Source organism: Rhizobium vallis (assembly GCF_003985155.1).
Taxonomy (GTDB): domain Bacteria; phylum Pseudomonadota; class Alphaproteobacteria; order Rhizobiales; family Rhizobiaceae; genus Rhizobium; species Rhizobium vallis.
In genome coordinates, this window is the sequence record NZ_ML133699.1 from 1 (window position 1) to 24,740 (window position 24,740).

17 protein-coding genes and 4 pseudogenes are annotated in these 24,740 nt (G+C 58.3%); 10 read left to right on the top strand and 11 right to left on the bottom strand.

Annotation, left to right across the window (positions count from 1 at the left end; genetic code table 11):
* A partial coding sequence (locus tag EFQ99_RS35380; protein ID WP_208722831.1) for a hypothetical protein occupies positions 1 to 259 on the top strand: 259 nt, incomplete at its 5' end.
* Between the two features lie 318 nt (positions 260 to 577).
* Here the strand turns inward: EFQ99_RS35380 and EFQ99_RS29080 are convergent.
* Together EFQ99_RS29080 and EFQ99_RS29085 are read right to left on the bottom strand one after the other, a co-directional pair.
* Positions 578 to 1,437: pseudogene (locus EFQ99_RS29080) on the bottom strand (extracellular solute-binding protein); the annotation flags it as partial.
* A gap of 470 nt (positions 1,438 to 1,907) precedes the next feature.
* Entirely contained in the window at positions 1,908 to 2,816 is a 909-nt protein-coding gene (locus EFQ99_RS29085) for a LysR family transcriptional regulator (protein ID WP_164736463.1), read from the bottom strand.
* Between the two features lie 107 nt (positions 2,817 to 2,923).
* On the opposite strand from EFQ99_RS29085, the gene hglS reads away from it, so the two are divergent.
* From hglS to ydiJ, 4 genes are read left to right on the top strand one after another with little or no spacing between them, the layout of a single operon-like run.
* Complete coding sequence (gene hglS / locus EFQ99_RS29090; RefSeq protein WP_126924623.1) at positions 2,924 to 4,315, top strand: 2-oxoadipate dioxygenase/decarboxylase HglS; 1,392 nt, start codon at positions 2,924 to 2,926, stop codon at positions 4,313 to 4,315.
* A 42-nt stretch (positions 4,316 to 4,357) separates the two neighbouring features.
* The gene (gene amaB, locus EFQ99_RS29095; protein WP_126924624.1) at positions 4,358 to 5,890 is read left to right on the top strand and encodes an L-piperidine-6-carboxylate dehydrogenase; all 1,533 of its coding nucleotides are present in this window, start codon (positions 4,358 to 4,360) and stop codon (positions 5,888 to 5,890) included.
* 12 nt (positions 5,891 to 5,902) lie between these two features.
* Positions 5,903 to 7,138 (top strand): pyridoxal phosphate-dependent aminotransferase, encoded by a 1,236-nt coding sequence (locus tag EFQ99_RS29100; protein ID WP_126924625.1) that lies wholly within the window; start codon positions 5,903 to 5,905, stop codon positions 7,136 to 7,138.
* A 23-nt stretch (positions 7,139 to 7,161) separates the two neighbouring features.
* Positions 7,162 to 10,203 carry a D-2-hydroxyglutarate dehydrogenase YdiJ gene (gene ydiJ / locus EFQ99_RS29105; protein ID WP_126924626.1) on the top strand — a complete coding sequence of 1,014 codons (3,042 nt, stop codon included), beginning with the start codon at positions 7,162 to 7,164 and terminating at the stop codon, positions 10,201 to 10,203.
* Positions 10,204 to 10,262: 59 nt separating this feature from the next.
* Here ydiJ and EFQ99_RS29110 read toward each other — a convergent pair whose 3' ends face one another.
* The gene (locus tag EFQ99_RS29110) at positions 10,263 to 11,366 is read right to left on the bottom strand and encodes a saccharopine dehydrogenase family protein (protein ID WP_126924627.1); all 1,104 of its coding nucleotides are present in this window, start codon (positions 11,364 to 11,366) and stop codon (positions 10,263 to 10,265) included.
* Between the two features lie 138 nt (positions 11,367 to 11,504).
* On the opposite strand from EFQ99_RS29110, the gene EFQ99_RS29115 reads away from it, so the two are divergent.
* Positions 11,505 to 11,936, top strand: coding sequence for an Lrp/AsnC family transcriptional regulator (locus EFQ99_RS29115; protein WP_126924628.1), 432 nt, complete (start codon positions 11,505 to 11,507; stop codon positions 11,934 to 11,936).
* 84 nt (positions 11,937 to 12,020) lie between these two features.
* On the opposite strand, the gene EFQ99_RS29120 is transcribed toward EFQ99_RS29115, so the two are convergent.
* Positions 12,021 to 12,686 (bottom strand): hypothetical protein, encoded by a 666-nt coding sequence (locus EFQ99_RS29120; RefSeq protein ID WP_126924629.1) that lies wholly within the window; start codon positions 12,684 to 12,686, stop codon positions 12,021 to 12,023.
* A 64-nt stretch (positions 12,687 to 12,750) separates the two neighbouring features.
* Between EFQ99_RS29120 and EFQ99_RS29125 the strand changes: the two are divergent.
* From EFQ99_RS29125 to EFQ99_RS29135, 3 genes and pseudogenes are all read left to right on the top strand, one after another.
* Positions 12,751 to 13,101: pseudogene (locus tag EFQ99_RS29125) on the top strand (chemotaxis protein CheW); the annotation flags it as partial.
* A 269-nt stretch (positions 13,102 to 13,370) separates the two neighbouring features.
* A complete protein-coding gene (locus EFQ99_RS29130; protein ID WP_126924631.1) occupies positions 13,371 to 15,461 on the top strand; it encodes a putative bifunctional diguanylate cyclase/phosphodiesterase in 2,091 nt (696 codons plus the stop codon).
* A gap of 36 nt (positions 15,462 to 15,497) precedes the next feature.
* A pseudogene (locus tag EFQ99_RS29135) lies at positions 15,498 to 16,748 on the top strand (ABC transporter substrate-binding protein).
* 569 nt (positions 16,749 to 17,317) lie between these two features.
* Here the strand turns inward: EFQ99_RS29135 and EFQ99_RS29140 are convergent.
* Complete coding sequence (locus EFQ99_RS29140) at positions 17,318 to 17,701, bottom strand: YybH family protein (RefSeq protein ID WP_126924632.1); 384 nt, start codon at positions 17,699 to 17,701, stop codon at positions 17,318 to 17,320.
* A 110-nt stretch (positions 17,702 to 17,811) separates the two neighbouring features.
* Here EFQ99_RS29140 and EFQ99_RS29145 point away from each other — a divergent pair, with 110 nt between their 5' ends.
* A complete protein-coding gene (locus EFQ99_RS29145; RefSeq protein ID WP_126924633.1) occupies positions 17,812 to 18,153 on the top strand; it encodes a winged helix-turn-helix transcriptional regulator in 342 nt (113 codons plus the stop codon).
* A gap of 93 nt (positions 18,154 to 18,246) precedes the next feature.
* Here the strand turns inward: EFQ99_RS29145 and EFQ99_RS29150 are convergent.
* The 6 genes and pseudogenes from EFQ99_RS29150 to EFQ99_RS29175 form a co-directional block, all read right to left on the bottom strand.
* Positions 18,247 to 19,258, bottom strand: a pseudogene (locus EFQ99_RS29150) (Fic family protein); the annotation flags it as partial.
* A gap of 8 nt (positions 19,259 to 19,266) precedes the next feature.
* Positions 19,267 to 20,250 (bottom strand): M14 family metallopeptidase, encoded by a 984-nt coding sequence (locus EFQ99_RS29155; RefSeq protein ID WP_126924634.1) that lies wholly within the window; start codon positions 20,248 to 20,250, stop codon positions 19,267 to 19,269.
* Positions 20,251 to 20,320: 70 nt separating this feature from the next.
* Positions 20,321 to 21,427: an ABC transporter substrate-binding protein gene (locus EFQ99_RS29160; protein WP_126924635.1), complete on the bottom strand. Its 1,107-nt coding sequence runs from the start codon at positions 21,425 to 21,427 to the stop codon at positions 20,321 to 20,323.
* A 51-nt stretch (positions 21,428 to 21,478) separates the two neighbouring features.
* Positions 21,479 to 22,396 carry a diaminopimelate epimerase gene (gene dapF, locus EFQ99_RS29165; protein WP_126924636.1) on the bottom strand — a complete coding sequence of 306 codons (918 nt, stop codon included), beginning with the start codon at positions 22,394 to 22,396 and terminating at the stop codon, positions 21,479 to 21,481.
* On the bottom strand, positions 22,348 to 23,688 hold the full coding sequence (lysA, locus tag EFQ99_RS29170) for a diaminopimelate decarboxylase (protein WP_245441600.1): 1,341 nt from the start codon (positions 23,686 to 23,688) through the stop codon (positions 22,348 to 22,350). Before lysA ends, dapF begins: the two co-directional genes overlap by 49 nt.
* 95 nt (positions 23,689 to 23,783) lie before the next feature.
* Positions 23,784 to 24,722, bottom strand: coding sequence for a LysR family transcriptional regulator (locus EFQ99_RS29175; RefSeq protein WP_164736457.1), 939 nt, complete (start codon positions 24,720 to 24,722; stop codon positions 23,784 to 23,786).
* Positions 24,723 to 24,740 lie beyond the last annotated feature (18 nt).

Here is a 24,740-nt window from a genome sequence, read left to right on the forward strand (position 1 = left end):
TCGGGCGACAAATCGTAGACGTTCCTCCATCACCGAAGTCTCTTTCCACGGCATCAACACCTCCCGCCAAAAAGCGAAAAGTGTTACCCATGTCTCCGGTACGAAACGTCACCTATCTCTCAGGTCGGGCAAAGAACGGAGCGGCTGGTTCGACCCCGTTCAAGGCGAAGGCGGGAGTGTACCGCTTGGGCGCGATATAGACTTCACATCCGAATTGAACAGGTTCGTCTATCTTAAGTCGCTTCACAGACCTGATTGAGAAATCTTGCCGTGAGCGCAGCCTTGTCTCGCGGCAGGAAAAATACCGCAATGCCGGTGCGACAAATCGGAAGTATCCTGAAAGCCTTAACTCGTTAACCTCGGGCCTTGGGGTCGCGAATTTCACCAGAAGTTTTAGCGTGTGCATGCCCCTTACGCCTTCGAAGTCTTACCTGATTTAGTAATGAAGATCATTCGGGCATATTTCGCCAGCAAAGGCGCGATGGCGCGATAGCCCCATCCGCACGCCAGAGCATGGCAGATGAGGCCGATCTCGAGGGATGCGCCATCAGCGTGATATAGAGCGCTAGGATTTGGATCAAAATTGCGTCAGGACGTCGTGCAGGCGTCGCTGCGCGTCTTTGGCGGTGATGGTGCCATCGTTAAAAAATCGCCGACAACGCCGATCCAGCCTTCCGACACCTGGCTCGGCATGGCCTGGGATTGGGCGCTGACTTCACTTTTCCCGGCCTTGATCATCTCCAATCCGAGCTTGCCGCAACGATCGAGCCCCGATGGATCGACATCAGTGCGGACGGGCAGCGATCCCTTTATCCGGCTGAACGCAACCTGATTGTCCCGATCGAGCACCATGCGGGCGAAAGCGAGCTGCGCTTCCTGCGTGCCTTCCCGATTTGTCAGCGGGAAGGCAAAGGCGTCGATCACCATGAAATAGGCGATCGACGTGCCGGGAGCGAGGCTGCAATCGAAATCCTTGTCGACGCTGTAGCCGCGTGCGGCAAGCTCGCCCTTGGCCCAGTCGCCCATGAACTGCATGCCGGCCTTGCCCTGGCCCACGGCCGCGGTGGCATCGGCCCAGGTCTTGTCCTTTCGCTGGTCGATCGGTTCCACATAGGCGGACAGACGCCGCAGCAGATCCAAGGCTTCGAGCATGCGCGGGTCTTGCACCAGGGTGGCATCGCCGCCCATGAGGCGGGCATAACCCTCCGGCCCGAACGTCTGATAGATGATGTCGTTGAAGATGAGGGACACCTCCCATCGCGTGCCGCCGAGCGCGATCGGCAGGCGCCCTTTCGCCTTGATCTTTTCAGCCGCGTCGAAGATTTCGTCCCAGGACTGCGGTGTCTTCTCGGAAATCCGGTCGAGAACCGTCGCGGGAATGACGTCCCTCCAGTGATCCGCCTCGGCGAATTCGTTTATATCAAGCACGATGCCCATTATTTCGAAAGCTGGCGACCGCACTGCTTCCCCTGCGTCGGGCCGGTGCCTTGCGAAGTCATCAGCGCCTGCACGTCACCTACTTTTTAGTCCTTGCCCTCGATGCGCGTAAGCACGCCGTCGAGCGCTGCGGTCAGCGTGGCAACACGCTCTTCTTCTCGAAGTCCGAAAGAACCTACTCGCCTTCTGCGCCAGGCTTGCGAAAAGCGGGGCGCTGTAAACGTGTCCCTTCAAAGCCTGGGATCAAACATCTAAGAAAGGTGGGTCCAAACCGCTCTTCCTCAACATCACAGCGCGGGCGATACCGATATCAGCTGCTCCATAAGACCAACCCTGCGGGTAGTCTGAAACTGCTCCGGCTCTGAGAGCCAGGCAATTGCTTTTTACGGAATCAAAGCTTCTGTTCTCGAAGGCCACGGATTCCATAGCGGCCTCCGTGAAGTCCGGTCGCCCGCTTGGGGTCGGTGGCGCTACACATGATTAGCATCACCCACTTCAGATAGGAGCCATTGCTGGAAGAGACCGACAGCCAAGCTCGTCCTTTTTTCTTCTGGTCTGACAAAATAATAAGCGTTCTCGGTCGACATGGTTAAATTCGCGACTGGAGCCAGTGCGCCCGTTCGTACCTCATCTTCAATCAAATATGTCGGCAATAGCCCCACCCCAAGTCCAGCCACGGCAGCTGCCGTGATCATTGAGAATTGGTCGAAGCGGAGTCCGGCGAACGCGTTCTCGACAGGGACGTCGTGGACTCTGCACCATTCCGCCCAAAGTTTCGGTCTCGTTGTGAGGTGCAAGAGCGGAGCCTGGGAGAGTAAATCATACTCCTCAAGCTTAAGCCCCTCGACTAGGCGAGGGCAGGCAACAGGGAGTACCTTTTCGTGACAGAGAAACGTACACACGCCGCCGGCCCAAGCGGGTTGACCGAAATGAATCGCCAAGTCGAAATTGTCCTCTTCGAAGCTGAACGGCTTCGAACGAGATTCCACGGTAATCGCCACGTCCTGGTATTGCGCAAGAAAACCGCCTAGCCGAGGCACAAGCCACTTGGCGCCAAAAGTTGGAAGAGTCGCAATTCGTAGTGACGATTTCATCTGCCCAGCAGCGACAGCTCCGATCATTAGTCGCTCCGAACGGACAAGCAGCTCTTTGACCTCTGGGAGCAGACGTCGACCCGCCTCCGAGAGGATCACCCTTCGCCGGATGCGTTCGAAAAGCTTTACTCCCGTTTGTTGCTCCAGCTCAGATATCTGACGGCTTACCGCGCTCTGAGTGAGATTGAGTTCCTCCGCAGCCCGCGAAAAATTTTGGTGGCGCGCGGCACACTCAAAAGCGTGGAGATTGACAATGTCTGGAACAAGGCTTCGGCGCATATCTATTCCGTTTCCGCATCAAGTTAACAGAACCTCTCACAACATGAGGTCGGTGAGGGCAACTATAATGCCTTTTGAGAATGAGGTCCCGTTCTTTAGAGGAAAGACGAGCCATGACAGCATATGTTGCGAGCAGCGAAATCCGGTCGTCTTTTTCCGCGGCAATGTCGGCCATGTACTGCACCGAGGTTCCCGCCTACGGAACGCTCATGGATCTGGTTGCCCGCGTCAATGACGAGGCTCTCTCCACCGAACCGGAACTCAGGACTCGCCTTGAAGCGACCGATAATCTGGAACGCATTTCCGAGGAGCGTCATGGCGCGATTCGTCTCGGGACGGCTGAGGAGCTGGCAATGATGCGCCGCGTCTTCGCCGTCATGGGGATGTATCCGGTCGGCTACTACGATCTCTCGACCGCAGGAGTTCCCGTTCATTCCACCGCCTTCCGGCCGGTAGGTAGCGCCGCGCTGAAGCGCAATCCCTTCCGCGTCTTCACCTCGCTACTCCGCCTCGATCTCATCGCCGACGCGCAGCTGCGCGAGGAAGCGGCAAAGATCCTTGCGACACGCCGCATCTTCACCGATGAGGCCATCGCCCTGACGAAGAAGGCGGAAGAGCACGGCGGCCTGGCGAAGGAGGATGCGGATCGTTTCGTGGCGGCAGTGCTCGAAACTTTCCGCTGGCACGACAAGGCGATCGTCGACGTGGCGATGTATCACCGTCTGCATGACGCGCACCGCCTGATCGCCGACGTCGTGTCCTTTAAGGGTCCGCATATCAATCACCTGACGCCGCGCACGCTGGATATCGACAAGGTGCAGAGCCTGATGACCGACTACGGCATTGCTCCCAAGGCGGTTGTTGAGGGTCCTCCGACCCGGCGCTGCGCCATTCTGCTGCGCCAGACATCGTTCAAGGCGCTCGAAGAGGCCGTCGCCTTTTCGAATGGGAATGGCGGCTGGCAGACCGGGTCGCACACGGCGCGTTTCGGCGAGATCGAGCAGCGCGGCATCGCGCTGACGCCGAAGGGCCGCGGCCTCTACGACCAGCTTCTGGAACAGTCGCGCAAGGTCGTCCGCCCGGCGGCTAACGGCTCGAACGCTGAGGCCTACGAGGCAGCGCTTGCCGCCACCTTCGAGGCCTTCCCCGATGACTGGGCGACGATCCGCGCCGAAGGGCTCGGCTATTTCAGCTATTCGCTGACGGAGAAGGGCTCGAAGGCATCGACGGATGCGGCTGACATCGAAACCCTGGTTTCGGAAGAACTCGTCCAGTTCGACCCGATCGTCTACGAAGACTTCCTGCCGGTCAGCGCTGCCGGGATTTTCCAGTCCAATCTTGGCGATGGCGCGCAGCAGGAATTCGTCGCCAGCCCCAACCAGCAGCGCTTCGAGACCGATCTCGGCACCAAGATTCTCAACGAATTCGATCACTATGCAGGAATCGAGCAAGCATCGATCGACGACTGCCTTTCGAGGCTCTCGCGCCGCCCGGCGGCTCAGTAATCGTCAAAACACGGCAGCCATCCGCACATTGGAGTCCGGCACATGAACATTTCCGTAAAGTCCTCTTCCGTCCTCGAGGAAGCACACGCCATTCTCGATCGCCTCGGCGTCGACAAGTCCGCCTATACCAATGGCACCATGGTTTCCTTCTCCCCTGTCACCGGCGAGAAGATCGGCAAGCTGAAGACCGTCGATGCGAAGGGTGCAGCCGCCGCGATCGAACAGGCGCATGCCGCCTTCCAGGCCTGGCGGCTGACTCCCGCCCCGAAGCGTGGCGAACTCGTCCGTCTCCTCGGTGAGGAACTGCGCGCCGCCAAGGCCGATCTTGGCCGCCTCGTCTCGATCGAAGCAGGCAAGATCCCGTCCGAGGGTCTCGGCGAAGTGCAGGAAATGATCGACATCTGCGACTATGCAGTCGGTCTCTCGCGCCAGCTTTATGGCCTGACGATCGCCACCGAACGGCCGGGCCACCGGATGATGGAAACCTGGCATCCGCTTGGCGTCGTCGGCATCATATCGGCCTTCAATTTCCCGGTTGCCGTCTGGTCCTGGAACGCCGCGCTCGCTCTCATCTGCGGTAACAGCGTCGTCTGGAAGCCATCGGAAAAGACGCCGCTGACGGCGCTCGCATCGCAGGCCATTCTCGAGCGTGCCCTGAAGCGCTTCGGCGACGCGCCGGCGGGCCTCTCGCAGGTCATCACCGGCGGCCGTGAGATCGGCGAAGCACTCGTCGACCACAAGAATGTAGCGCTGGTCTCGGCGACGGGTTCCACCCGCATGGGCCGGGAAGTCGGCCCACGTCTTGCCAAGCGCTTTGCCCGTTCGATCCTGGAACTCGGCGGCAACAATGGCGGCATCGTTTGCCCGTCGGCCGATCTCGACATGGCGCTGCGCGCCATCGCCTTCGGTGCCATGGGTACGGCCGGTCAGCGCTGCACGACGCTTCGCCGCCTCTTCGTCCATGACAGCCTTTATGAAGAGCTGGTCCCGCGCCTGAAGAAGGCCTATGCAAGCGTTTCCGTCGGCAATCCGCTCGACAGCGCCGCGCTGGTTGGCCCGCTCGTCGACAAGGCCGCTTATGACAGCATGCAGAAGGCGCTCGGCGAAGCCCGCGAGCACGGCGGCAGCATCCATGGTGGTGAGCGTGTCGATCTCGGCCATCCCGATGCCTATTACGTCAAGCCGGCGCTTGTCGAAATGCCGAAGCATGAAGGCCCGGTTCTCGAAGAAACCTTCGCGCCGATCCTCTATGTCATGAAATACTCCGATTTCGACGCCGCCATCACCGATCACAACGCGGTCGGTGCAGGCCTCTCCTCGTCGATCTTCACGCTCGACATACGTGAGGCAGAGCGCTTCCTTGCCGCCGACGGCTCGGATTGCGGTATTGCCAACGTCAATATCGGCACATCCGGCGCCGAGATCGGCGGAGCATTTGGCGGCGAAAAGGAAACCGGCGGCGGCCGCGAGTCCGGCTCGGACGCCTGGCGCGCCTACATGCGCCGTGCGACCAACACGATCAACTATTCGAAGGCCCTGCCTTTGGCACAGGGCGTATCGTTCGACATCGCATAAGGTGGACCTGTCATGACGGTTTCAGCGAAAATCGAGGAGGCGGGCTTCCGGCCCGCTTCGCGGATCGCATCGGTCAGCGTTTCGAAGATTCTTCAGATCGGCGCGAAGGCGGCCGCCATGAAGCGTGATGGCCTTCCTGTCATCATTCTCGGCGCCGGCGAGCCCGATTTCGACACGCCCGATAATGTCAAAGATGCCGCCAAGAGAGCGATCGATGCCGGGGAGACGAAATACACCGCTCTCGACGGCACACCGGCCCTGAAGAAGGCGATCGTCGAGAAGTTCCGCCGTGAAAACGGCGTCGACTATACGACCGAGGAGGTGACGGTCGCGACTGGCGCCAAGCAGATCCTGTTCAACGCCTTCATGGCGAGCATCGATCCCGGCGACGAGGTGATCATACCGACGCCCTACTGGACGTCCTATTCCGATATCGTCGAGATCTGCGGCGGCGTTTCCGTGCTGATCCCCTGCGATGCAAAGGCGGGGTTCCGCCTCCAGGCCGAGCAGCTGGAAAAGGCGATTACACCGAAGACGCGCTGGGTGCTGCTCAACTCGCCGTCCAACCCCTCGGGTGCTGCCTACAGCGCCGAAGACTATCGCCCGCTGCTCGATATGCTTCTGCGCCATCCGCATGTCTGGCTGATGGTCGACGACATGTATGAGCACATCACCTATGACGATTTCGCCTTCGTGACGCCCGTTGCCATCGAGCCGCGGCTCAAGGAGCGCACGCTGACCATCAATGGCGTGTCGAAAGCCTATGCGATGACCGGCTGGCGCATCGGCTATGCCGGAGGCCCCAAGGCGCTGATCAAGGCCATGGCGGTCATTCAGAGTCAGGCAACGTCGTGCCCCTCTTCCGTCAGCCAGGCTGCTTCGGTCGAGGCGCTGAACGGACCTCAGGATTTCCTGAAGGATCGGCGCGACAGCTTCCGCCGCCGACGCGATCTCGTCGTCTCCCGGCTGAACGCGATCGACGGTCTGGAATGCCGCACACCTGAAGGCGCCTTCTACACATTCTCCGGATGTTCAGGCGTTCTGGGCAAGACGACGCCGATGGGAAAGACGCTGGAAGCCGATCAGGATTTTACCGACTACCTTCTGGAAGAGGCGCATGTTGCGGTGGTTCCGGGTTCCGCCTTCGGGCTTTCGCCGTATTTCCGGATTTCCTACGCGACATCGGAGACCGAGCTCGTCGAGGCACTCGATCGCATCGAACGTGCCTGCGCGGCATTGCGGACCTGACTGGTTCAGGCACCACTCGGCAAATGATCCCACGTCTTCGATCTGATCATGGTCAGCAGCAATCACACCCCGGCTTCTTCGAACGTCTCGTCGAAGCCGGGTTTGCCGGCGACGTGGAAACGAAGGCTGCCTCGCGGACGGTCTCGGCGACCGACAATTCGATCTACCAGATCGTGCCCTCGGGCATCCTGTTTCCGAAGAGCGTCGATGATCTGAAGTTGATTGCGAGCGTCCTGTCAGAGCGTCGCTTCCGCCAGATCGCGATCGCCCCCCGCGGCGGCGGCACCGGCACCAATGGTCAATCGCTGACATCGGGCGTGGTGGTCGACTGTTCCAGGAATATGAACCGCATCCTGGAGATCGATCCCGTAAGACGGATAGCCCGTGTCCAGGCCGGCGTCGTCAAGGATCAACTGAACCGAGCGCTTAAGCCATACGGCCTGTTCTTCGCACCTGAACTGTCTACCTCCAACCGTGCGACGATCGGCGGCATGGTCTCGACGGACGCCTGTGGCCAGGGCTCTTGCCTTTATGGCAAGACATCCAGTCACGTGCTCGGCCTGCACATCGTCCTGACCGATGGTTCGGACTGGTGGTCGCGCCCGATGGATGATGCGCAGCTCGGGGGCATCATGGCGCAGCAGGATCGCATCGGCGACATCCACCGCACGGTGGAGACGATCGTGCGGCAAAAGCGTGAGCGGATCGCGGCGGTGTTTCCCAAACTCAACCGCTACATGACCGGTTACGACCTCGCCCATATCCGCCGCGAGGACGGCCGTTTCGACCTGAACGCCATCCTCTGCGGCTCGGAAGGCACGCTGGCGATGATTGCCGAGGCGGAACTAAACCTCCTGCCGATCCCGGCAAAGACCGCGCTCGTCAATATCCGCTATAGCGACTTCAATGCTGCGCTTGAGGATGCCCGCAGCCTGACGGCCCTCAAGGTCGCTTCGGTCGAGACCGTCGATGAAAAGGTCCTTGGCCTTGCCCGGAAGGACATTGTCTGGATCGGCATAGCCCGTTTCTTTCCCGATGGTGACGCGGTTCCGGCGAACGGCATCAACATCGTCGAAGTCCTTGCCGATGACGCAGCCGAACTTGAAGAGAAGCTTGCCGCTTTGAGGGAAACGCTTGATCGGGGGCATGACGCCGGTCGCCTCGGCTACACGGTTGCCCGCGATCATCAGGATATCGAGGCGATCTGGACGATGCGCAAGCGCGCCGTCGGGCTCCTCGGCAATGTCGATGGTCCTATCAGACCGGTCGCGTTCGTCGAGGACACAGCTGTGCCGCCGGAGAACCTGGCCGCCTATATCCGCGAGTTTCGTGCACTGCTCGACGATGCCGGTGTTTCCTATGGAATGTTCGGCCATGTGGATGCCGGCGTGCTCCACGTACGCCCGGCACTCGATCTCACCCGCGAGGATCATGTGCCGATGGTGCGCCGGATCAGCGATGCGGTGGTGGCGCTGACACGCAAGCATGGCGGCGTGTTGTGGGGCGAGCATGGCAAGGGTGTGCGGTCGGAATATGTGCCCGAGTTCTTCGGCGATCTCTATCCAAGCCTTCAAGACATCAAGCGCGCGTTCGACCCGGAAAACCGGCTCAATCCGGGCAAGATCGCCGCGCCGTCCTCAGTTTCCGCCCCTCTCCTGAAGATCGACGCGGTACCGCTGCGCGGTGCATCCGACCGGGTGATCGGCAACGAGATCCGCGCTGCCTTCGACAACGCCGCCTATTGCAACGGCAATGGCGCCTGCTTCGATTTCGACGAGACAAGCCCGATGTGCCCCTCCTACAAGGCAACGCGCGACCGGCGGTTCTCGCCGAAGGGCCGGGCGATGCTGATGCGGGAATGGCTGCGGCTGCTGGCCGACAAGGGTATCGATCCCCGCAAGGAAGCCGGACGGCTGCGGAGCAGCAACTCGTTTACCCGTCTTCCGGCGCGACTCTTCAACAGCCTCAATCCTAAAAACCGCGCGGACTTTTCCCATGAGGTGCGCGAGGCCATGGACAACTGCCTCGCCTGCAAGGCCTGCGCTGGGCAATGTCCGGTGAAAGTCAGTGTGCCGGCCTTCCGCTCCAAGTTTCTCGAGCTTTACTATGGCCGCTATCTGCGGCCGCTAAAAGACCCACTCGTCTCAGCCATCGAGACCACTCTGCCGTGGATGAGAAGGGTCAGGCCGCTCTACAATCTTGCCGCCGGGACATCTTTCGGCCAGCGCCTGATGCGGGCCGCCGGCCTGACATCGCTTCCCCTTCTGCCGCAGACCTCGCTGCAAACGGCGGCGAGGCGTCTCGGCATTGCCACTGCCGCCCCCGAGGTCCTTGCCAAGCTCTCCGTCGCAGAGCGACAGGCCATCGTCGTGTTCGTGCCGGATGCCTTCACGGCGTCTTTCGATCCTGACGTGGTGATCGCAGCGATCAAGCTGGCCGAGAAAATGGGGCTTTCGCCACTACTTGCTGCATCGCATGTCAACGGCAAGGCGCTGCATGTGCATGGCTATGTCGGCCAGTTCGAGAAGGCTGCCCACAGGACTGCGAGCTATCTGCAGCGGCTTGCCGAGACCGGCGTGACCCTTGTCGGTCTCGATCCGTCAATGACGCTTGCCTTCCGCAGCGAATACAAGGGCATCACCGGCATCGCACCATCCGCACCGGTGTTGTTGCCGCAGGAATGGCTGGCTGCCAATATCGAGCGGCTGGCGAAAAGCATCATGCCACCCTCCGGCAAGCGCTTTCAACTTCTGCCTCATTGTACGGAACGCAGCAATGCTCCGGCTTCGATTGTCCAGTGGAAGGCCGTCTTCGACGCCGTGCAGATCAAGCTCGAGACCATACAGGCCGGATGCTGCGGCATGGCGGGCACCTTCGGCCACGAGACCCGCAACCGCGCCGTCTCGGAACAGCTCTATGCCATGAGCTGGGCCGCGCCCATCGCAGCCTCGTCGGATGATACCGTCGTCATGGCGACCGGCTATTCCTGCCGCTCACAGGCTAAGACGATCGACGCCATCCGCCCGCCGCACCCGCTTGAAGTTCTGGGCCGACTACTCCGCTAGGCAATAAAAAACGCCCGATCGCTTCCGCGACCGGGCGCTCCTAAATGCTTAGCGCAGGATTACATCGCCTGCTTCAGGCGCATGGCCTCGGGATCATAGACCCGGCCGAAACGGCTATTCAGGAAATCGGCCAGGGTGATCTCTTCCTGGCGGACGAAGCCCTTCTGCGGAAGTTTGCCATCTGCGAGGAGATCGAGAATGGTGGTGATGCCGGCCGCCGTGGTGATCTGGATCGCGCTCATCTTCTTGCCGGCAACGACGCCCGCATAAACCTTGTTCGCGTAGGTCTCCTGCATGTAGCGGCCATCCTTCCAGCCGCAGACGGTGACGAAGATCACGACAACGTCCTGCATGGTGGCCGGAAGGGCGTTCTCGAAGAGGTCCTTCAGAACGTCGCGGCGGTTCTTTAGGTTGAGGTCGTTCAGCAGCGCCTTGATGATCGCCTGATGGCCGGGATAGCGGATCGTCCGGTAGTTCATGGTCCGCACGCGGCCTTCGAGCGACTTCGCCAGCGTGCCGAGGCCGCCCGACGTGTTGAAGGCTTCATAGGTGACGCCGTCGAGCGAAAACTCTTCGCGCTCCTCCATCGCCGGAACCGTCGCGAGCTTGCCTTCGACGACAGCCTCGCAGGGCTCGATATACTCGTTGATCAGCCCGTCCGTGCTCCAGGTGAGATTGTAGTTCAGGGCATTCGACGGATATTGCGGCAAGGCCCCGACGCGCATGCGGACGCTGTCGAGCGTGTCGAAACGGGTCGCCAGCTCATTGGCAACGATCGAGATGAAGCCCGGCGCCAGACCGCACTGCGGGATGAAGGCGACATCGGCACCGTTGGCGAGCTCTTCGACCTTCTTGGTAGTGGCGACGTCTTCCGTGAGATCGAGATAGTGGACCGATGCTTCGAGCGCGGCTTCGGCAACCTTGCCGGTCAGATTGAAGGGCGCGGCCGAGAGAACGGCAAACTTGCCCTTGAGGACGGCGACCAGCGCAGCGCTATCGGTGATGTCGACGGCTGCGGTCGAGATCGCCGGATGGCGGTCGATCTTGGAAAGCTGCTTCTCGTCGCGGTCGGTGACCACGACCTTGTAGTCGCCCGTTTCCGCCAGCATCAGCGCAATCGCTCCGCCGATCTTGCCAGCACCGATGACCACTGTTTCCTTCATATAAATCCCCTTTGTATCTTGAATAGGATACTTATAAGTATCGGCGGCCATTGACCGGAACATAGCTACGGATTGAACGAAATGCGGTATATTTATATGCAGTTCGACGATTAAGTTGAGCAATATGTAGAGGTGCATATGCAGTTGACAGAAAAGGATCGGGAGCTTCTCGCTTTGCTGGGAGAAAATGCGCGAACGCCGGTAGCGTCATTGGCGAAAAGACTCTCGCTATCGAGAACAACCGTACAGGCGCGGCTGGACCGTCTCGAGAGGGAAGGGGTGATAACTGGCTATGGCGTCAGGTTATCTGACGAGTTCCTATCAAGCCTGGTACGGGCTCATATCCTCATAACGATTGCACCTAAGGCGCTCGCGCAGGTAACCTCCTCGCTTGCGAAAATGAAGGCCGTCACAGCGCTTCATTCCGTGAGCGGTTCTTTCGATCTGATTGCAATCATTGTCGCGCCCTCGATTTCAGAGCTCGACGGGCTAATAGACGATATAGGGGTGATCGAAGGCGTTGAACGCACACTCTCTTCCATAATTCTGTCGACCCGGATCGCACGGTAGTGCGCATAGCTCGCTGGCCTATCTTGAGACTCCGCAGAATGGATTCATGTTCCATAATGTCTTCATGCGATGCCTCGGTCGCATTCAATCTGGAACCAGCACCCTGCCCAAGACGGAATTCATCGCTTTCGGGCAGCGATTGCCGGCGAGCGGCTTCGCTTCAGGTGAGATGCGAACTTTCATCGCGAATGCACCCATTCGCGTCGGCCTTTCGGATGTTTCGTTCTGTCGGCGAGCGCTTCGCGCAACTCCGGCAAGGCGGCCACCACTTGACGAAGCGCGGTGATGTCGACCGTGCCCAGGAGCAGTTCTTTGTTGCCGCCCAGCCGTTCGGGCCTCTAGTCGCGTCTCATTTCCTTCGCCATAGGCTAGGAGGTCGCCGAACGGCAATTCGCCATACGCATCGCGCAACTCATTGCTGCTGCAAGGAAAGATCTCGGTGAAGAGCACCGTAGTGCTGATGACTCCATTCGGTTTTACCGGGAACCGGCGCTGCACCATGAAACCATAGACCTCGGAAAGGTCCGTTTCGGACCCTAGCACCAATTTGAGTTCGATCGCGCAGTTACCCGCCTTTTGAGACAGCATCACTGCCAGATATCGAGCCCCATCGTTCGGCTTTGCAGGAAACGAAGATAATGGCTTGGGCAGTACCGGTGCAGCATCACGGCGCGTTACCGACCAACGTCGACGGCACATGCTGCAACCAATCACATAGCCCTGCTGGTGGGTTTTTTCGGCCTGCCACACTTTAATGTGCCGGAATTTTCGAAGAGGCCACGGCACTGACGGCACAGCTCGAACTCAAACACCTAGCCCGGTTCCTCACGCGCCATCTGATGTTTTGGGGGTCATGAACTTGCGCGGCTCCGTCATTCCGATTGTCGACCTTGCACGCAAGCTCGGCATGACGGTAACTGCGCCTAATGAACGAAGCGCCATCGTGGTCGCGGAGGTTCATGGGACGGTGCTCGGTCTGCTGGTCGACCAGGTGTCGGACATTCTTACCGTTCGCGGCGACCAGATCCAGCCCGTGCCCGAAATGGCCACCTCTTTCGATCGCGGCTTCACCGACGGCATCATCACCCACGAGAACGGCATGATTTGCTTCCTCAATCTCGCTCGGATGTTCCGGCCGAACGACATCGACAACCTTGCTGCGTAAGGCGCCGCGGCAAGCGCTCAATGAGCGGCATGGCTCGCGTCGTCATTGGCTCCTGACGTGGCGAGCTGTCCTCCAGCCGCGCGTTCGGCTTGACGCCGCAAGGGACCTACCGCCCCTCAAGATCACTTGCCAAACTTAGTGAGATTTTTGTGCCGGGCTGGGGCAAAACTTGCTTAATTAAAACAACAGAGTGAACGGTATTGGGGGATGAATGCAGCAGATCGAAAGATCAAACCAATCTACTAGCCATAGCGATGGGGTCGGCGTCGATGCGTGAACGACGGAAATCAATAATCAAGCCCAGGCAATCCGTCGAGAAATATATTCGGTCGATCGCACGGCATTACGTCAACGCAGTGATCGTCATGACGATGCTCATCGCCGCCACCTATCTGACATTGGTTGTCGCGCTCGACCGCCATTCTCTACAGCAAAATATCAGCTTTCTGACTGGCAACCAGTTCATCCGCTTCCAGCAACTTGCCAACCAGACGCGGGCGCTGATGCGTGCTTCGGCCGACTCCAGCCTGCCCGAATACATTATCGACCCCATACGTGCCAACGTAGAGAGTGCGATCGGCGACATTCGCGAAATCAGCCGGCAATTGGACGCGCTGCATAACGAAATCGGGCGGAATTTCCTCGAGCGGCTCAATCCCCGTGACGACATATCCGAGCAGTTGCGACTCGACCTTAACGAGCGGCTGGAATCCTTTCTCGATCGCGCTACCCGGATCGCCACTGCCAACGCCAAGGATCGGCGCGAGCGCTACTCGTTCTGGGGACCGGTTGACTTTTCCGTCGCGTCCGACAGCATCCTCATGCGGCAGTTCAGCGATCTCATCCTGCGTGCCTATGAACGCAGCAACATCAGCATCCACAATGCGAAGCTGATTAGCACGTGCCTTCTGGCGCTGATCGCATCCATTGTCATCCTCGCCAGCGTCCTGCTATTCGGTCCGCTCCTCAAGAAACTCGGCAACGAGCATCGCCGGACCATGGAGTTCGAGAACCGGCTGACGAAGCTCGCCCATACCGACGCCCTGACGGGGCTCAGCAATCGTTCGTCCTTCAATCACGCCCTCGGCAATCTCTTCTCGGATCTGGACCGAAGGGGCACGGGATTCTCTTTGCTGCTCGTGGACCTCGATCGCTTCAAGAGCATCAACGACAACCTCGGTCATCCGGCGGGAGACGCGGTTCTGTGTCATATCGCCCGCGCCCTACAGAAAACCTTCCGTTCGTGCGATATTTCTGCCCGGCTAGGCGGTGACGAATTCGCTGTGCTCCTGCCGGGAGTAACGGATGTTGCGGCGCTGGCCACGATAGCCAATCGCGCGGTCGGGGCGATCGCAGATGAAATTCCCTTCGAGGGGCGCGCCATCCAGGCAACTGCCAGCATTGGCGGCGCGGTCGTGCCGAACCATGCCTCGGACGAGGTGAGCCTAATGCGCATGGCGGATCTGGCGCTCTATACGGCGAAGACCACGCGTAACGCCGCCGTTATTTTCGACGAGGCGGCGCTAGCAAGACAGCTCGAGCAGAACCAATTGTCCATTGCTCTCGTTCTTGCCGTCGATCGCGACGAATTCGTAGTGCACTACCAGCCGAAGGTCGATCTCGCAACCGGTGCGCATCTCGGCTTCGAAGCGCTTGTGCGCTGGCAACATCCGAAACTCGGCCTGTTGCCGCCAGGACGCTTTCTGCCCCTAATGGAGGGAACGCAGCTAATTCGTGGAATGTCGCGCGCAGTGATCGCGACCGTTGGCCGGGACCTCTGTGCGTGGAAGACAGCCGGGTTCCGTCCCGGCACAATCTCGATCAATCTGCCCGAGATTCTTCTCCTCGATGAGGAGGGCTATGATATGCTCGCCGCAGCCATCCGGGACAATGGCCTCGATTGGAAGGATTTCGCGGTGGAAATCACTGAGGACGTGTTCCTCAACCGCCGAGCCGAGCAGATGTTCGACACCGTCGCGCGCTTCCGCAAGCATGGCGTCTCGGTTTCACTCGATGACTTCGGAACCGGCTTTGCCTCGCTCGTGCATCTGCGCGACTTCCCCTTCGACGAGTTGAAGATCGATCGCAGCTTTGTTTCCGGCATCGGAGCCGACCCCCGTTCCGAGCAGATCGTTCGCGCGATGATCGACCTGTCGCGCAACCTCGGCAAACGCTGCGTCGCGGAAGGCATCGAGACAGAGGAGCAGCGCCGTTTCCTGCTTGATTGCGGCTGCGAGATTGGCCAGGGATATCTGTTCGCCAAACCACAATCGACCACTCTGGCAGGGGAATATCTAACCAAGAAATCCAGCGCTCCTCGCCGCTCCGCGGCCGAATGCAAGCCGCAACGGTGCGCGTAATCACGACAAAGCGGCATCGCGGAACTGGAAAAAAGAATGAACAAGGAAGTAAGGAATGCCTGTCTAACGGCCGCAGCCTTGGTGCTAGCGAGTTCGTTCGAGCCTGCGGCCGCGGAGGAGCGAGGGACAGTAGATGTCGTTCACTTCCGGGTGTCGAAAAGTGAATCGGCAGCACTTGATGTCTTCCGGACGGCGTGGACCTCTGCTGGTAACCGCTGGATCGATCTCCCGGCGAAGAATAAGGTGGCGGTGCAGAGGGTCGTTAGCGACCGCGTTGCCAGTGGCTATCCGCCTGCCGTCATGCAATGGAACGCCAATGAGGGCTCGCGCGAACTGCCGGAAATGGGCATCGTACTTGACATTGAAGAGGCGGCAAAAGCCGACCACTAGCGCGAAGTACTTCCCCCAACTGTGCTTGATCGCATTACCTACAAGGACGAAGTCTATTTCGCGCGGACCAACATCCACGCTGAAAACTGGCTCTGGACCAGCGAAGCCATTTTCCGCCAAGTCGACTTGCAGATACCGCAGACCTGGGATGACATCTTTGCCGCTGCCGAAAAGATTAAGACGACAGGGCGAATACCAATCGCTCTCGGCAGTGGCCGGTTTGAGATATCCTATATCTTCAATGACATCATGTATTCTAAGCTTGGCCCGGCGGGCTATGGGCGTTTCATCAGCGGCGACCCGGCAATAGCAGCCGACCCGCGAACGGCGGAATCGCTCGAAATGCTGCGGCGACTTTCTCGCTATGTTGAGCCGGAAGAAGTACGCGCCCGAAAAACCTGGGCAGATGCAACACTCGCCGTAGGCCGAGGCGAAGCCGGCATGCAGTTCATGGGAGACTGGGCTAAGGGCGAACTGGTCGCCAACGGCTACGCCGTAGACAAGGACTTCGGTTGCGCCTTGGCGCCCGGCACTGAGATCGCATATTTCATGGTCATCGACGCCTTTGCCTTTCCGCTCACCAACCAAGAAGGGTCGGCGGAGACGCAGCGCGCCTTCGTGCGCATGGTCCTTGATCGCAACAATCAGATCGCGTTCAGCCGGGCTAAGGGTTCTCTTCCGGTGCGGACTGACGTCAACCCGAGCGGACTCGACCGTTGTGGGCGGCTGGGCTTGGAAATGATCGCTAGAAGGGGCGATGTCAGTGCGCAATCAATGGCCATGCCGACGCAAATGAATGAAGGCTTTTTTGCTTTGCTTGCCGAGTTCTTCAATGGCGAAAGCATGCCAATCGAAACGGCACAGCGACGCCTGTACGACCTCTTCCAAGAGAGGTGACCAACGTGACCCGATGCGAAACACCGCAGTTTGGCAATTCTAACCTCTCGACACAGAGCGATCGACGGTAGTCTTGAGAACGGCGCAAACGGATGTTTGAGGAAGCAGCGCAAATGTGTTGCGGGCGTCATGCCGTGCGGAATGGACGTTTATACGAGAAAAGGTGCCCCATGAACGCCATGGACATCCCGAGTATTCAGAGTGGCTAGGTCCTGAGGGGCTAGCTTCGTCGCGGAAATTTGACTTCATGCGCGCCAGAATGTCGGGAGCTATGCGCTACAAATGAGCTTGCCGCCGAAAAGATAGAACCACATTCTGCCAGCACCGGGAGAGAGGCTATCTGCGGACAATGCGGACTTTCTACAGAGTTTATGGCGGACGGTTAGCACGGCATCCGACTGCGCAAGCCGCCGGATGGCCACGACCCAGTTCAATCGTCACAGCGCTGCGCTTCCGTCGGGATGTGATGTGGTGGTCGGCTGTTGCAATATTCCGTCGCAAAAGCCCAACCTTAATTGGGAATTTTGCGACGATACCCCTTCGACCGGTAGGGAAAGGAGATTGAGTATTTATCTCAGTCCCGCAGCGGTAAACGACCAGTGCGTTTGCACGATCTGCCAAACGTCGGACTGACGGCGATAAACCTCAGTGCAGTTCCAACGCATCTCCGCACCTTCGCTGCCGCTGTAGGAGACGAAACGGAACGTAAGGACCGCTGCGTCTCCGATTTCCTGCACATGCGGTTCTATCAGCTCGTAGCGTGGCGCGAAAATCTGGCCGCGAATGCCATCATAGTGAGCCTTGAGTTGGTCGAAGCTGTCGAGCCGAGTTGAAAGAAAAGGGTCGAAATAGACGACATCTTGCGCCGAGATCTCAAGGAAGCCGTCAGGGTCGCCGTTGCACCAGCGAGCGAGGGCCGCCTTCTCTAGTTCGATGACTGGATGGTTCTTCATGCTTCTGACTCCTGTTAGATGGAGCCGCGGTGATAGACTAGACGATAGTTTTTGCAAGTACGCACAAATTGAGCATATACTGTCGTATTTGATACCGTTGAGGAGGCATAATGCGAAAACAGCGTCACGAGGTATACAGAAACTGCCCTGTGGAAGCCGCGCTCGATATCGTGGGCGGGAAATGGAAGGCGATCCTGCTGTTTCATATCCTCGAAGGAACAAAGCGCTTCAACGAGCTTGGCCGCCTCCTGCCGGGGCTAACGCAGCGCATGCTCACGACGCAACTGCGGGAAATGGAGGCGGATGGTGTCATCGCCCGTACCGTCTATCCGCAAGTACCGCCGAAGGTGGAATATTCCATCACGCCATTCGGCCGTACCCTTGAACCGCTGCTTCGGGAGTTGGCGCTATGGGCCGATGCGCACGTCAAGCCTCGTCTTGGCGAGCCGTGAGCGCTTGGAATCTTACGGGATTGGAAAGCGAGTCGGCATCTGTCGCGTTTCGTCGCAAATCTACTGATTTTTCTGGAAACTGGTCGAATTGACTTAGTACCGCCGATAGCTGAAGACACGACCCCGTTTTCGTCCGGTCACCTCGTCAACCACACCAAAACCCTCTAAGTCTGTCAGTGCTGCATTGGCGGCTGGCGCGGATAAGCCGGCAAGTTCAGCGAGTTGGCCGGATGTCAAAAAGGATTTTGCTGGAAAAGATCATGGATGCGAAGAGCCGAACCAGCTCGATCGCTGTTCGTTGTGATCGTTTCGCGATCTTCCGTGAATACGTCGACGATCCGAGTAGCGGCCTCGAATGCCTGATTGGCGGCGTCGGCGACGCCGGTGAAGAAGAAATCAAGCCAGGCCTCCCAAATACCTTGCTCGCGAACCTCCTGGAGCAGCCGATAGTCTGCGCGATGGGTTTTTAAGTATAAGTTCAGAGAGAGCAAAGGCTTGCGCAATACCCCATTCATGCAAAGGTGACAGCGTCACCAGCAAACGACCGACTCGTCCATTGCCGTTTAGAAGCGGATGGATTGTTTCAAATTGGACGTGCAGTAGACCGGCCTTGATGAGTGCAGGCAGCCGGGAGCGATCTTCGTGCATGAAAAACGCTCGAGCGCGTTGAGACAAGCGTCCATCTCGCTGCCTGGTGGTGGCACGAAGAGGGCGTTGCCGGGTCGCGTGCCTCCAATCCAGTTCTGTGATCGCGGAATTTTCCGGTTTTTTGTACCACCGCGCCCGCTTTGCGGCAATCGCGCGTTCGTTTCACGAACCAAGCGTAGCGGCATCGGAAGGTCTTGTAACCGCTCCAGACCGTACATCATTGCATCGACGTAATTTAAGACTTCGCGAATATTATCGATCGGTTGCCCGGCCTGCGCTTCCATTTCAAAACGTAGCAGATCAGAAAGTGTCGACTGCGTCCCTTCGATCTGCGAAGAAAAGACAGCCTCTTTTCTGACGTATAAAGAAAGAGCTCCTGCCGTGGGAGCAGCATTGTAATGCCATCTAGCCGTCCGAGCGCTCGCTCTGCTAAGCGTAGTCGCTCCAAGAATGACATCCGCCTCGTCACTGCCGCTCTTCGACAGCGATGGCTAATGTGGCCATTCCAGCTTTGAGGGTAGGGTGGGTCATCCTCCAGAGCATCAATCCGTCGACTGGCGCAACAACCGGAGCTAACGGCTCTCCGAAAAGGCTATAAATGGTTCCTAGCTGCTGTCCTTTGGTAACCTGGCACCCCGGGTCCACCAAAGCGTGGAATTCCCCGTCCTCCGGAGAATCCACCCAAATGTAATCGTCACACGGGGCGCGACCCCTCGCAAACTGCGAGCGCGCTTCCGGAAGAACCCCGATGTGACGCGCAATGTTCAAAACACCCCCCACGTGGTATTCCACCGCATCATGCTCGACCATGCCATGAGAGCCAGCCTCGGACATTATTGAGAAGCGGCGCTCACGAGCAAAACCCGTCGGCGGTCGTCCAGGCTGCTCCATATGCTTTGGCGGCAAGCCCACTACGATTTCTGCATCGAAACACATTGCGAGAGCACGCGCCTCGGCGTCGAAGTTTTCATCACCTGTGCGTTGGTAAATCGAGAAGAATGCCACCTGTTCACGCAAGTCTCCTCCATGCAAATCGACGTAGCATGCTGCACCTCTCGTCCACTCGGTGGTAACGGCATCGCAAAGAGCTTCAGTGAACGAGCCATCCGGTTTGCCAGGGAATGAGAAATTGATGTTTCGCCCATCAATTGGACACACGTACTCACTGTATTGAAACCGTGCCGGCTGGTTGATCAGCGGGATGATTTCGACGGAGCCGCGCATCTCCTGCGGGTCGAACAATCTCTGCAGACGAACAGCAGCTTCGATCGCTGACACTTCGTTGACATGCACGCCTGCCGATATGCAGAGTCGAGGGCCTGGCTGGCTGCCACGTATCTCGCACAGCGGCCAGACATAGTCCGAGAGTTTGGGGTTTGAAAAGCGCAGAAGCCGACGACGGATGCCATGCGTAATGCTTCCGTCTTGCTCTGGCAGTTGCTCAGGCATCGCGAATTCCTCGAAAGATATCGGCTAACAGGCAGCCCCTCGCAGAAGGGGCCGCCGCAAAGTGATTATGTTACTGGGACAACAGACTTACGCACTTTTTCAGGGCATTTTCCCAATTCGTCTTGCCATCCGCGCCGGTTTCATTCCACCAGGCGTAGTTCTGGAAAACCTGCTTCTCGGCAACGCCTGGTGCGCCCGGGAGCGCTTTACGCTGATCTTCGGGGATAAGGTCATAAGCTTTCTTATTCACAGGCCCATAACCGATCAGTCCCGCGAAGGCGGCTTGCGGCTTTGCGGTGGCGATATATGCAAGGAGCTTATCTGCGTTGTCCCGATTGGGGGCGCCCTTGGTGACCACCCAGTAATCGTACTGAAGTAACGACTGATCCCATGAAAAGGCTAGTGGGGCACCTTGCTTCTTTGCGGCGAAAATTCGTCCGTTATAAGCGTCAGCAATATCGACTTCTCCGTCAATCAAGCTCTGTGGCGCCTCGGCACCCGCTGTCCACCACCTGCTTACGTTGGGCTTAATCGCGGCCACTTTCGCGAATGCGCGATCGATATCGATCGGGTAGACATCCTTTGGCTGAACGCCATCACCCATCAACGCACCTTCCAACATGCCGCCGTCGATCATCTTTTCGCATTTGGGTAGGGTGCGCATGCCGGGAAAGGCACTTTCGTTGTAAAAGTCACCCCAGTTCTTGGGAGCCATGGACGGATCTTTGAACCGAGTTTCGTCATACGCGATACCGACAGAGTAGAGCAGCGCTCCGATGCCGTACTTATTCTTGAGATTGTCCGGGATCGCGGCGAGCGTGTCTTTGTCGAAGAGGCCATAGTTGATCTCTTCCACCGCTCCCTTATTCACGAATCCAGCGAGGAACCCGCCCGGGATAGACGTCACATCCGCTTCCGGCTGTCCCACCTGGATAGAAGCAAGCAGCTTGGAATGGTCTTCCGGAACGAGAACGACTTTAATTCCGGTATCGCGAGTAAATGGTTCGTAGAAGGCTTTCTTTTGGGCCTCCTCCCATGTACCGCCACCCGAAGTCACGACGACTTCGCCTGCGCCTTTGAGGCTCTCTGGGACAGCCTCCTGAGCGCTGACTGACTGCCCGGAAGCAAGCAGAATAGCAATGCCGCCCGCGATGAAGTTTATTGACCTGACGTTCATTTGAGTTCCTTTCGTCCTCTGAGGTTTTGGCGTTGAAACACGCTCTTTTGATTAGCTAAGCTGCAGCGGGAGATAGCCGCTGCAGCAGGTCGCGACGGGGCCCGTCATCGTGACGCCATGCTCCCGCAGATCGATCCGCAGGGTCCCTCCGGGCAAGTGCACCATTACCGAGTCCGTGCTGATGAAACGACGTTGACGGGCGACAAAGGCTGCGGCACAGGCGCCGGTTCCGCATGCCTGCGTAAGCATTCCCGGCCGCTCCCAAACAGCCAGTTTGATGGTGCAGGCGTCGACAATCTCGCCGACGCCCACATTCGTTCCAGATTCAAAAATTGGGTGGTTCTGGATAGGCGGTGCAAACCTCGGGATATCGACATCCGCGAGTTTGTCGACGAAAAACACGGTATGTGGATTTCCTACGCTGACTGCGAAGCCGCCTTTGAGGGGACCGGATTCAATTGGCAAACATGAAGTGTCTGCCGGACCTGTCAACGGAACCTCATTCCAAGCAGTGCCTATCGGCCCGAATTGCACACTGACAGCTTGATCTCCCGAAGCGCTGCATCGGAGTAAACCCGCAGCGGTTTCGATCGTAACCGTCTCGTGACCGCTTTCCCTCATGAGGTGATAGGCGACACATCGAGTCGCATTGCCGCAAGCGGACACCTCTGCGCCATCGATGTTGTAGATGCGCATAAAAACATCTGCGCCACTTGAGCGTCCGGCATCCGTCGGCGGCTCAATGGCGAGCAGTTGCTCCGCACCGACGCCGGACCGCACATCACAAATACGCTGGACATCTTCAGCAGGAACCCTCTGGGGCGACCCTCGCAGATCAAGGATCACGAAACAGTTGAAAAGACCATGCATCTTGAGGAACGGGAAAACCGCCCGATGTTGTCGTGGATCTACAGTCACGTTCAACCTGCCTTCATGCTGAATGGCAAGCGGCTGGATAAGGAACGCCATTTTGGATTTCGTTCGAGCGCAAGTAGTTCCTCGATAGGTTGACGGCGCCTGATGACGGCAAACCGGTCATCCGAGATGAGTACTTCCGGGATCAACGGCCGGGCGTTGTAGGTGGATGACATCGAAGCGCCATAGGCGCCCGCGGCCAGAAACGCGACAAGGTTCCCAGAAGAAAGCTCCGGAAGGTGATCGAAGCTTCCGAAAGCATCAGAGCTTTCGCATACAGGACCGACAATTCTGCACTTTCTTGATCCGCCTTCGGTTGAAGAAACCATCTCAACCGGATGTACTGCGTCGTACATGGCCGGGCGAATGAGATCGTTCATAGCGGCATCGATGACGACGATGTCGAAGTCCGCATGTGGTTTGGAGTACAGGACCTGTGTAACCAGAACACCCGCCTCACCAACAAGCCTGCGGCCAGGCTCAACAGTCAACTCCGCATCGAGGTCGCCAACAGTCGCACGGATAATCGATGCAAAGTCCCTCAAGTCCAGCTTGAAGCCTGAACCATAGTCAATCCCGATACCGCCTCCCAGATCGAGCCGTGTGACACTCTGCCCGAGATCTCTGAGATGACGGGTCAGGCCAGCTATGCGCGTATAGGCTTTGCGGTAGGGTTCCAAATCGGTAATCTGTGAACCGATATGCGTTGCAAGCCCAACAAGCCGAATGCCTCGCATTCCTGATGCTCGAGGGTAAAGGCTCGCGATCTCATCGATCGATATACCGAACTTATCGCCTTTGCGACCGGTGGATATCTTGTCATGGCTAAGCGCGTCAATATCTGGATTGACGCGTAACGCAACTGGCGCCTCAACGCCATGACTTGCGGCGACAGCCGATATCAGCTCAAGCTCGGCGACAGACTCGACGTTAAACTGGTGAATTCCGGCGGCAAGCGCGGCCTCTACTTCCGCGCGAGTCTTGCCGACACCGGAAAACACAACCCCATCTCGGCTTGCACCCGCCGCCACAACGCGCTGCAACTCCCCTCCCGACACGATGTCCATGCCGCATCCAAGTTCGGAAAGCAGGGCGATTACCGAGAGATTGCCATTGGCCTTGACGGCGTAGCAGACGCCGACGTCCAGTCCAAGCGCGGATCTGAAGTCCTGATAGGCGCCTGCAATTGTTCGCGCGGAATACGCATAGAACGGCGTTTCAACTGCTTCGGCAAGGTGATCAAGCCGAACTCCCTCCATGCTGAGAACACCAGCGCTATCGCGATGAACGCTCTTCTGATGCAGGTTCTGAGAACGCTTGCCTTCTTCTATCGTTGTCATGTTCATAATTGCCCCTGTGTTGGCGCAACTATTTCAGAAAAAGACTTCCTAGAAAAATGCGTAGTTTTCTGCCTACTTATTCAAATCTGATATGCTTTCCCTTAAACCCCGGTCTGGCCTTGCCACACTTCCGGCCGCCGAAGCTCAACTGAGATTGCCTCACATTCCTGAACGATGAGGCGCGCGGCGGTGGCCGCAAAATCTGAAATCGGCCGCCCGAGAGGCCGACAAACTCCAACGACAAAGGGAATCGAGATCGAAAGAGGCCGCACGACTACTCCGCGCCCTGCGAAAGCGCGGGCCGTGATCGGGTTGACCAGGGCTGCTCCTAAGCCCTGCTGGACAAACGAACAGATCGCTTCTGCCGTTGTCGTCTCCAGTTTAACATTTTTCGTGAAGCTCGTGGATTCGAAGAAACTCTGGAAGCGCTTATGATACGCGTCGTTCGACGTATAGCTTATGAGATCGACTTTCTCGAGGTCGGAGGGGCTGATTGTGCGCAGGGCGGCAAGTGGATGGCCCTCCGGAAGCACGCACACTTCTTCACCGACGGTCACCTCCTCAACATGCATCCCTTCGACCGCCACTCCAACCTCGGCCAGCCCAAGCTCACAACGAAGCGCGAGGAGCTCACGCATCAGATCAGCGTGATCTAGCGGCACCATTGCCATGCGGCAGTTTGGATGCTCTCGGAGCAAACCGACGCTGATTTTCGGTACAATCGTGCTGGAAAAAAGAGGCAGACAGGCGATCCGCAGGTAGGACGTTGTATTACCACGTATCGCCTCCGCGGACTGCAGCAGTTGTTGAAGTCCGGAGTAAGATCGTTGCACTTCCGCATGGAACAAGACCGCCTTTTCCGTTGCAAGAAGCCGACGCGAGCGTCTCTCAAACAAGGTAAAGCCCAGCAATCTCTCCAACGTCGCGATCTCGCGGCTCAACGTTGGCTGCGAGGTGTGCATGAGTTCAGCGGCCCTAGTGAGGCTCCCCGAAGTCATGACGACGTGGAAGACTTCGATGTGGCGGAGAGAAACACGCATGGCTACCTCCATATCAGT

Coding starts and splice junctions, on each gene's coding strand:
- EFQ99_RS29175 (WP_164736457.1), bottom strand. CDS start 24,722: ATGCGTGTTTCTCTCCGCCACATCGAAGTCTTCCACGTCGTCATGACT.
- EFQ99_RS29130 (WP_126924631.1), top strand. CDS start 13,371: ATGCGTGAACGACGGAAATCAATAATCAAGCCCAGGCAATCCGTCGAG.
- EFQ99_RS29110 (WP_126924627.1), bottom strand. CDS start 11,366: ATGAAGGAAACAGTGGTCATCGGTGCTGGCAAGATCGGCGGAGCGATT.
- EFQ99_RS29140 (WP_126924632.1), bottom strand. CDS start 17,701: ATGAAGAACCATCCAGTCATCGAACTAGAGAAGGCGGCCCTCGCTCGC.
- EFQ99_RS29100 (WP_126924625.1), top strand. CDS start 5,903: ATGACGGTTTCAGCGAAAATCGAGGAGGCGGGCTTCCGGCCCGCTTCG.
- EFQ99_RS29155 (WP_126924634.1), bottom strand. CDS start 20,250: ATGCCTGAGCAACTGCCAGAGCAAGACGGAAGCATTACGCATGGCATC.
- hglS (WP_126924623.1), top strand. CDS start 2,924: ATGACAGCATATGTTGCGAGCAGCGAAATCCGGTCGTCTTTTTCCGCG.
- dapF (WP_126924636.1), bottom strand. CDS start 22,396: ATGGCGTTCCTTATCCAGCCGCTTGCCATTCAGCATGAAGGCAGGTTG.
- EFQ99_RS29145 (WP_126924633.1), top strand. CDS start 17,812: ATGCGAAAACAGCGTCACGAGGTATACAGAAACTGCCCTGTGGAAGCC.
- ydiJ (WP_126924626.1), top strand. CDS start 7,162: ATGATCCCACGTCTTCGATCTGATCATGGTCAGCAGCAATCACACCCC.
- EFQ99_RS29115 (WP_126924628.1), top strand. CDS start 11,505: ATGCAGTTGACAGAAAAGGATCGGGAGCTTCTCGCTTTGCTGGGAGAA.
- lysA (WP_245441600.1), bottom strand. CDS start 23,688: ATGAACATGACAACGATAGAAGAAGGCAAGCGTTCTCAGAACCTGCAT.
- amaB (WP_126924624.1), top strand. CDS start 4,358: ATGAACATTTCCGTAAAGTCCTCTTCCGTCCTCGAGGAAGCACACGCC.
- EFQ99_RS29160 (WP_126924635.1), bottom strand. CDS start 21,427: ATGAACGTCAGGTCAATAAACTTCATCGCGGGCGGCATTGCTATTCTG.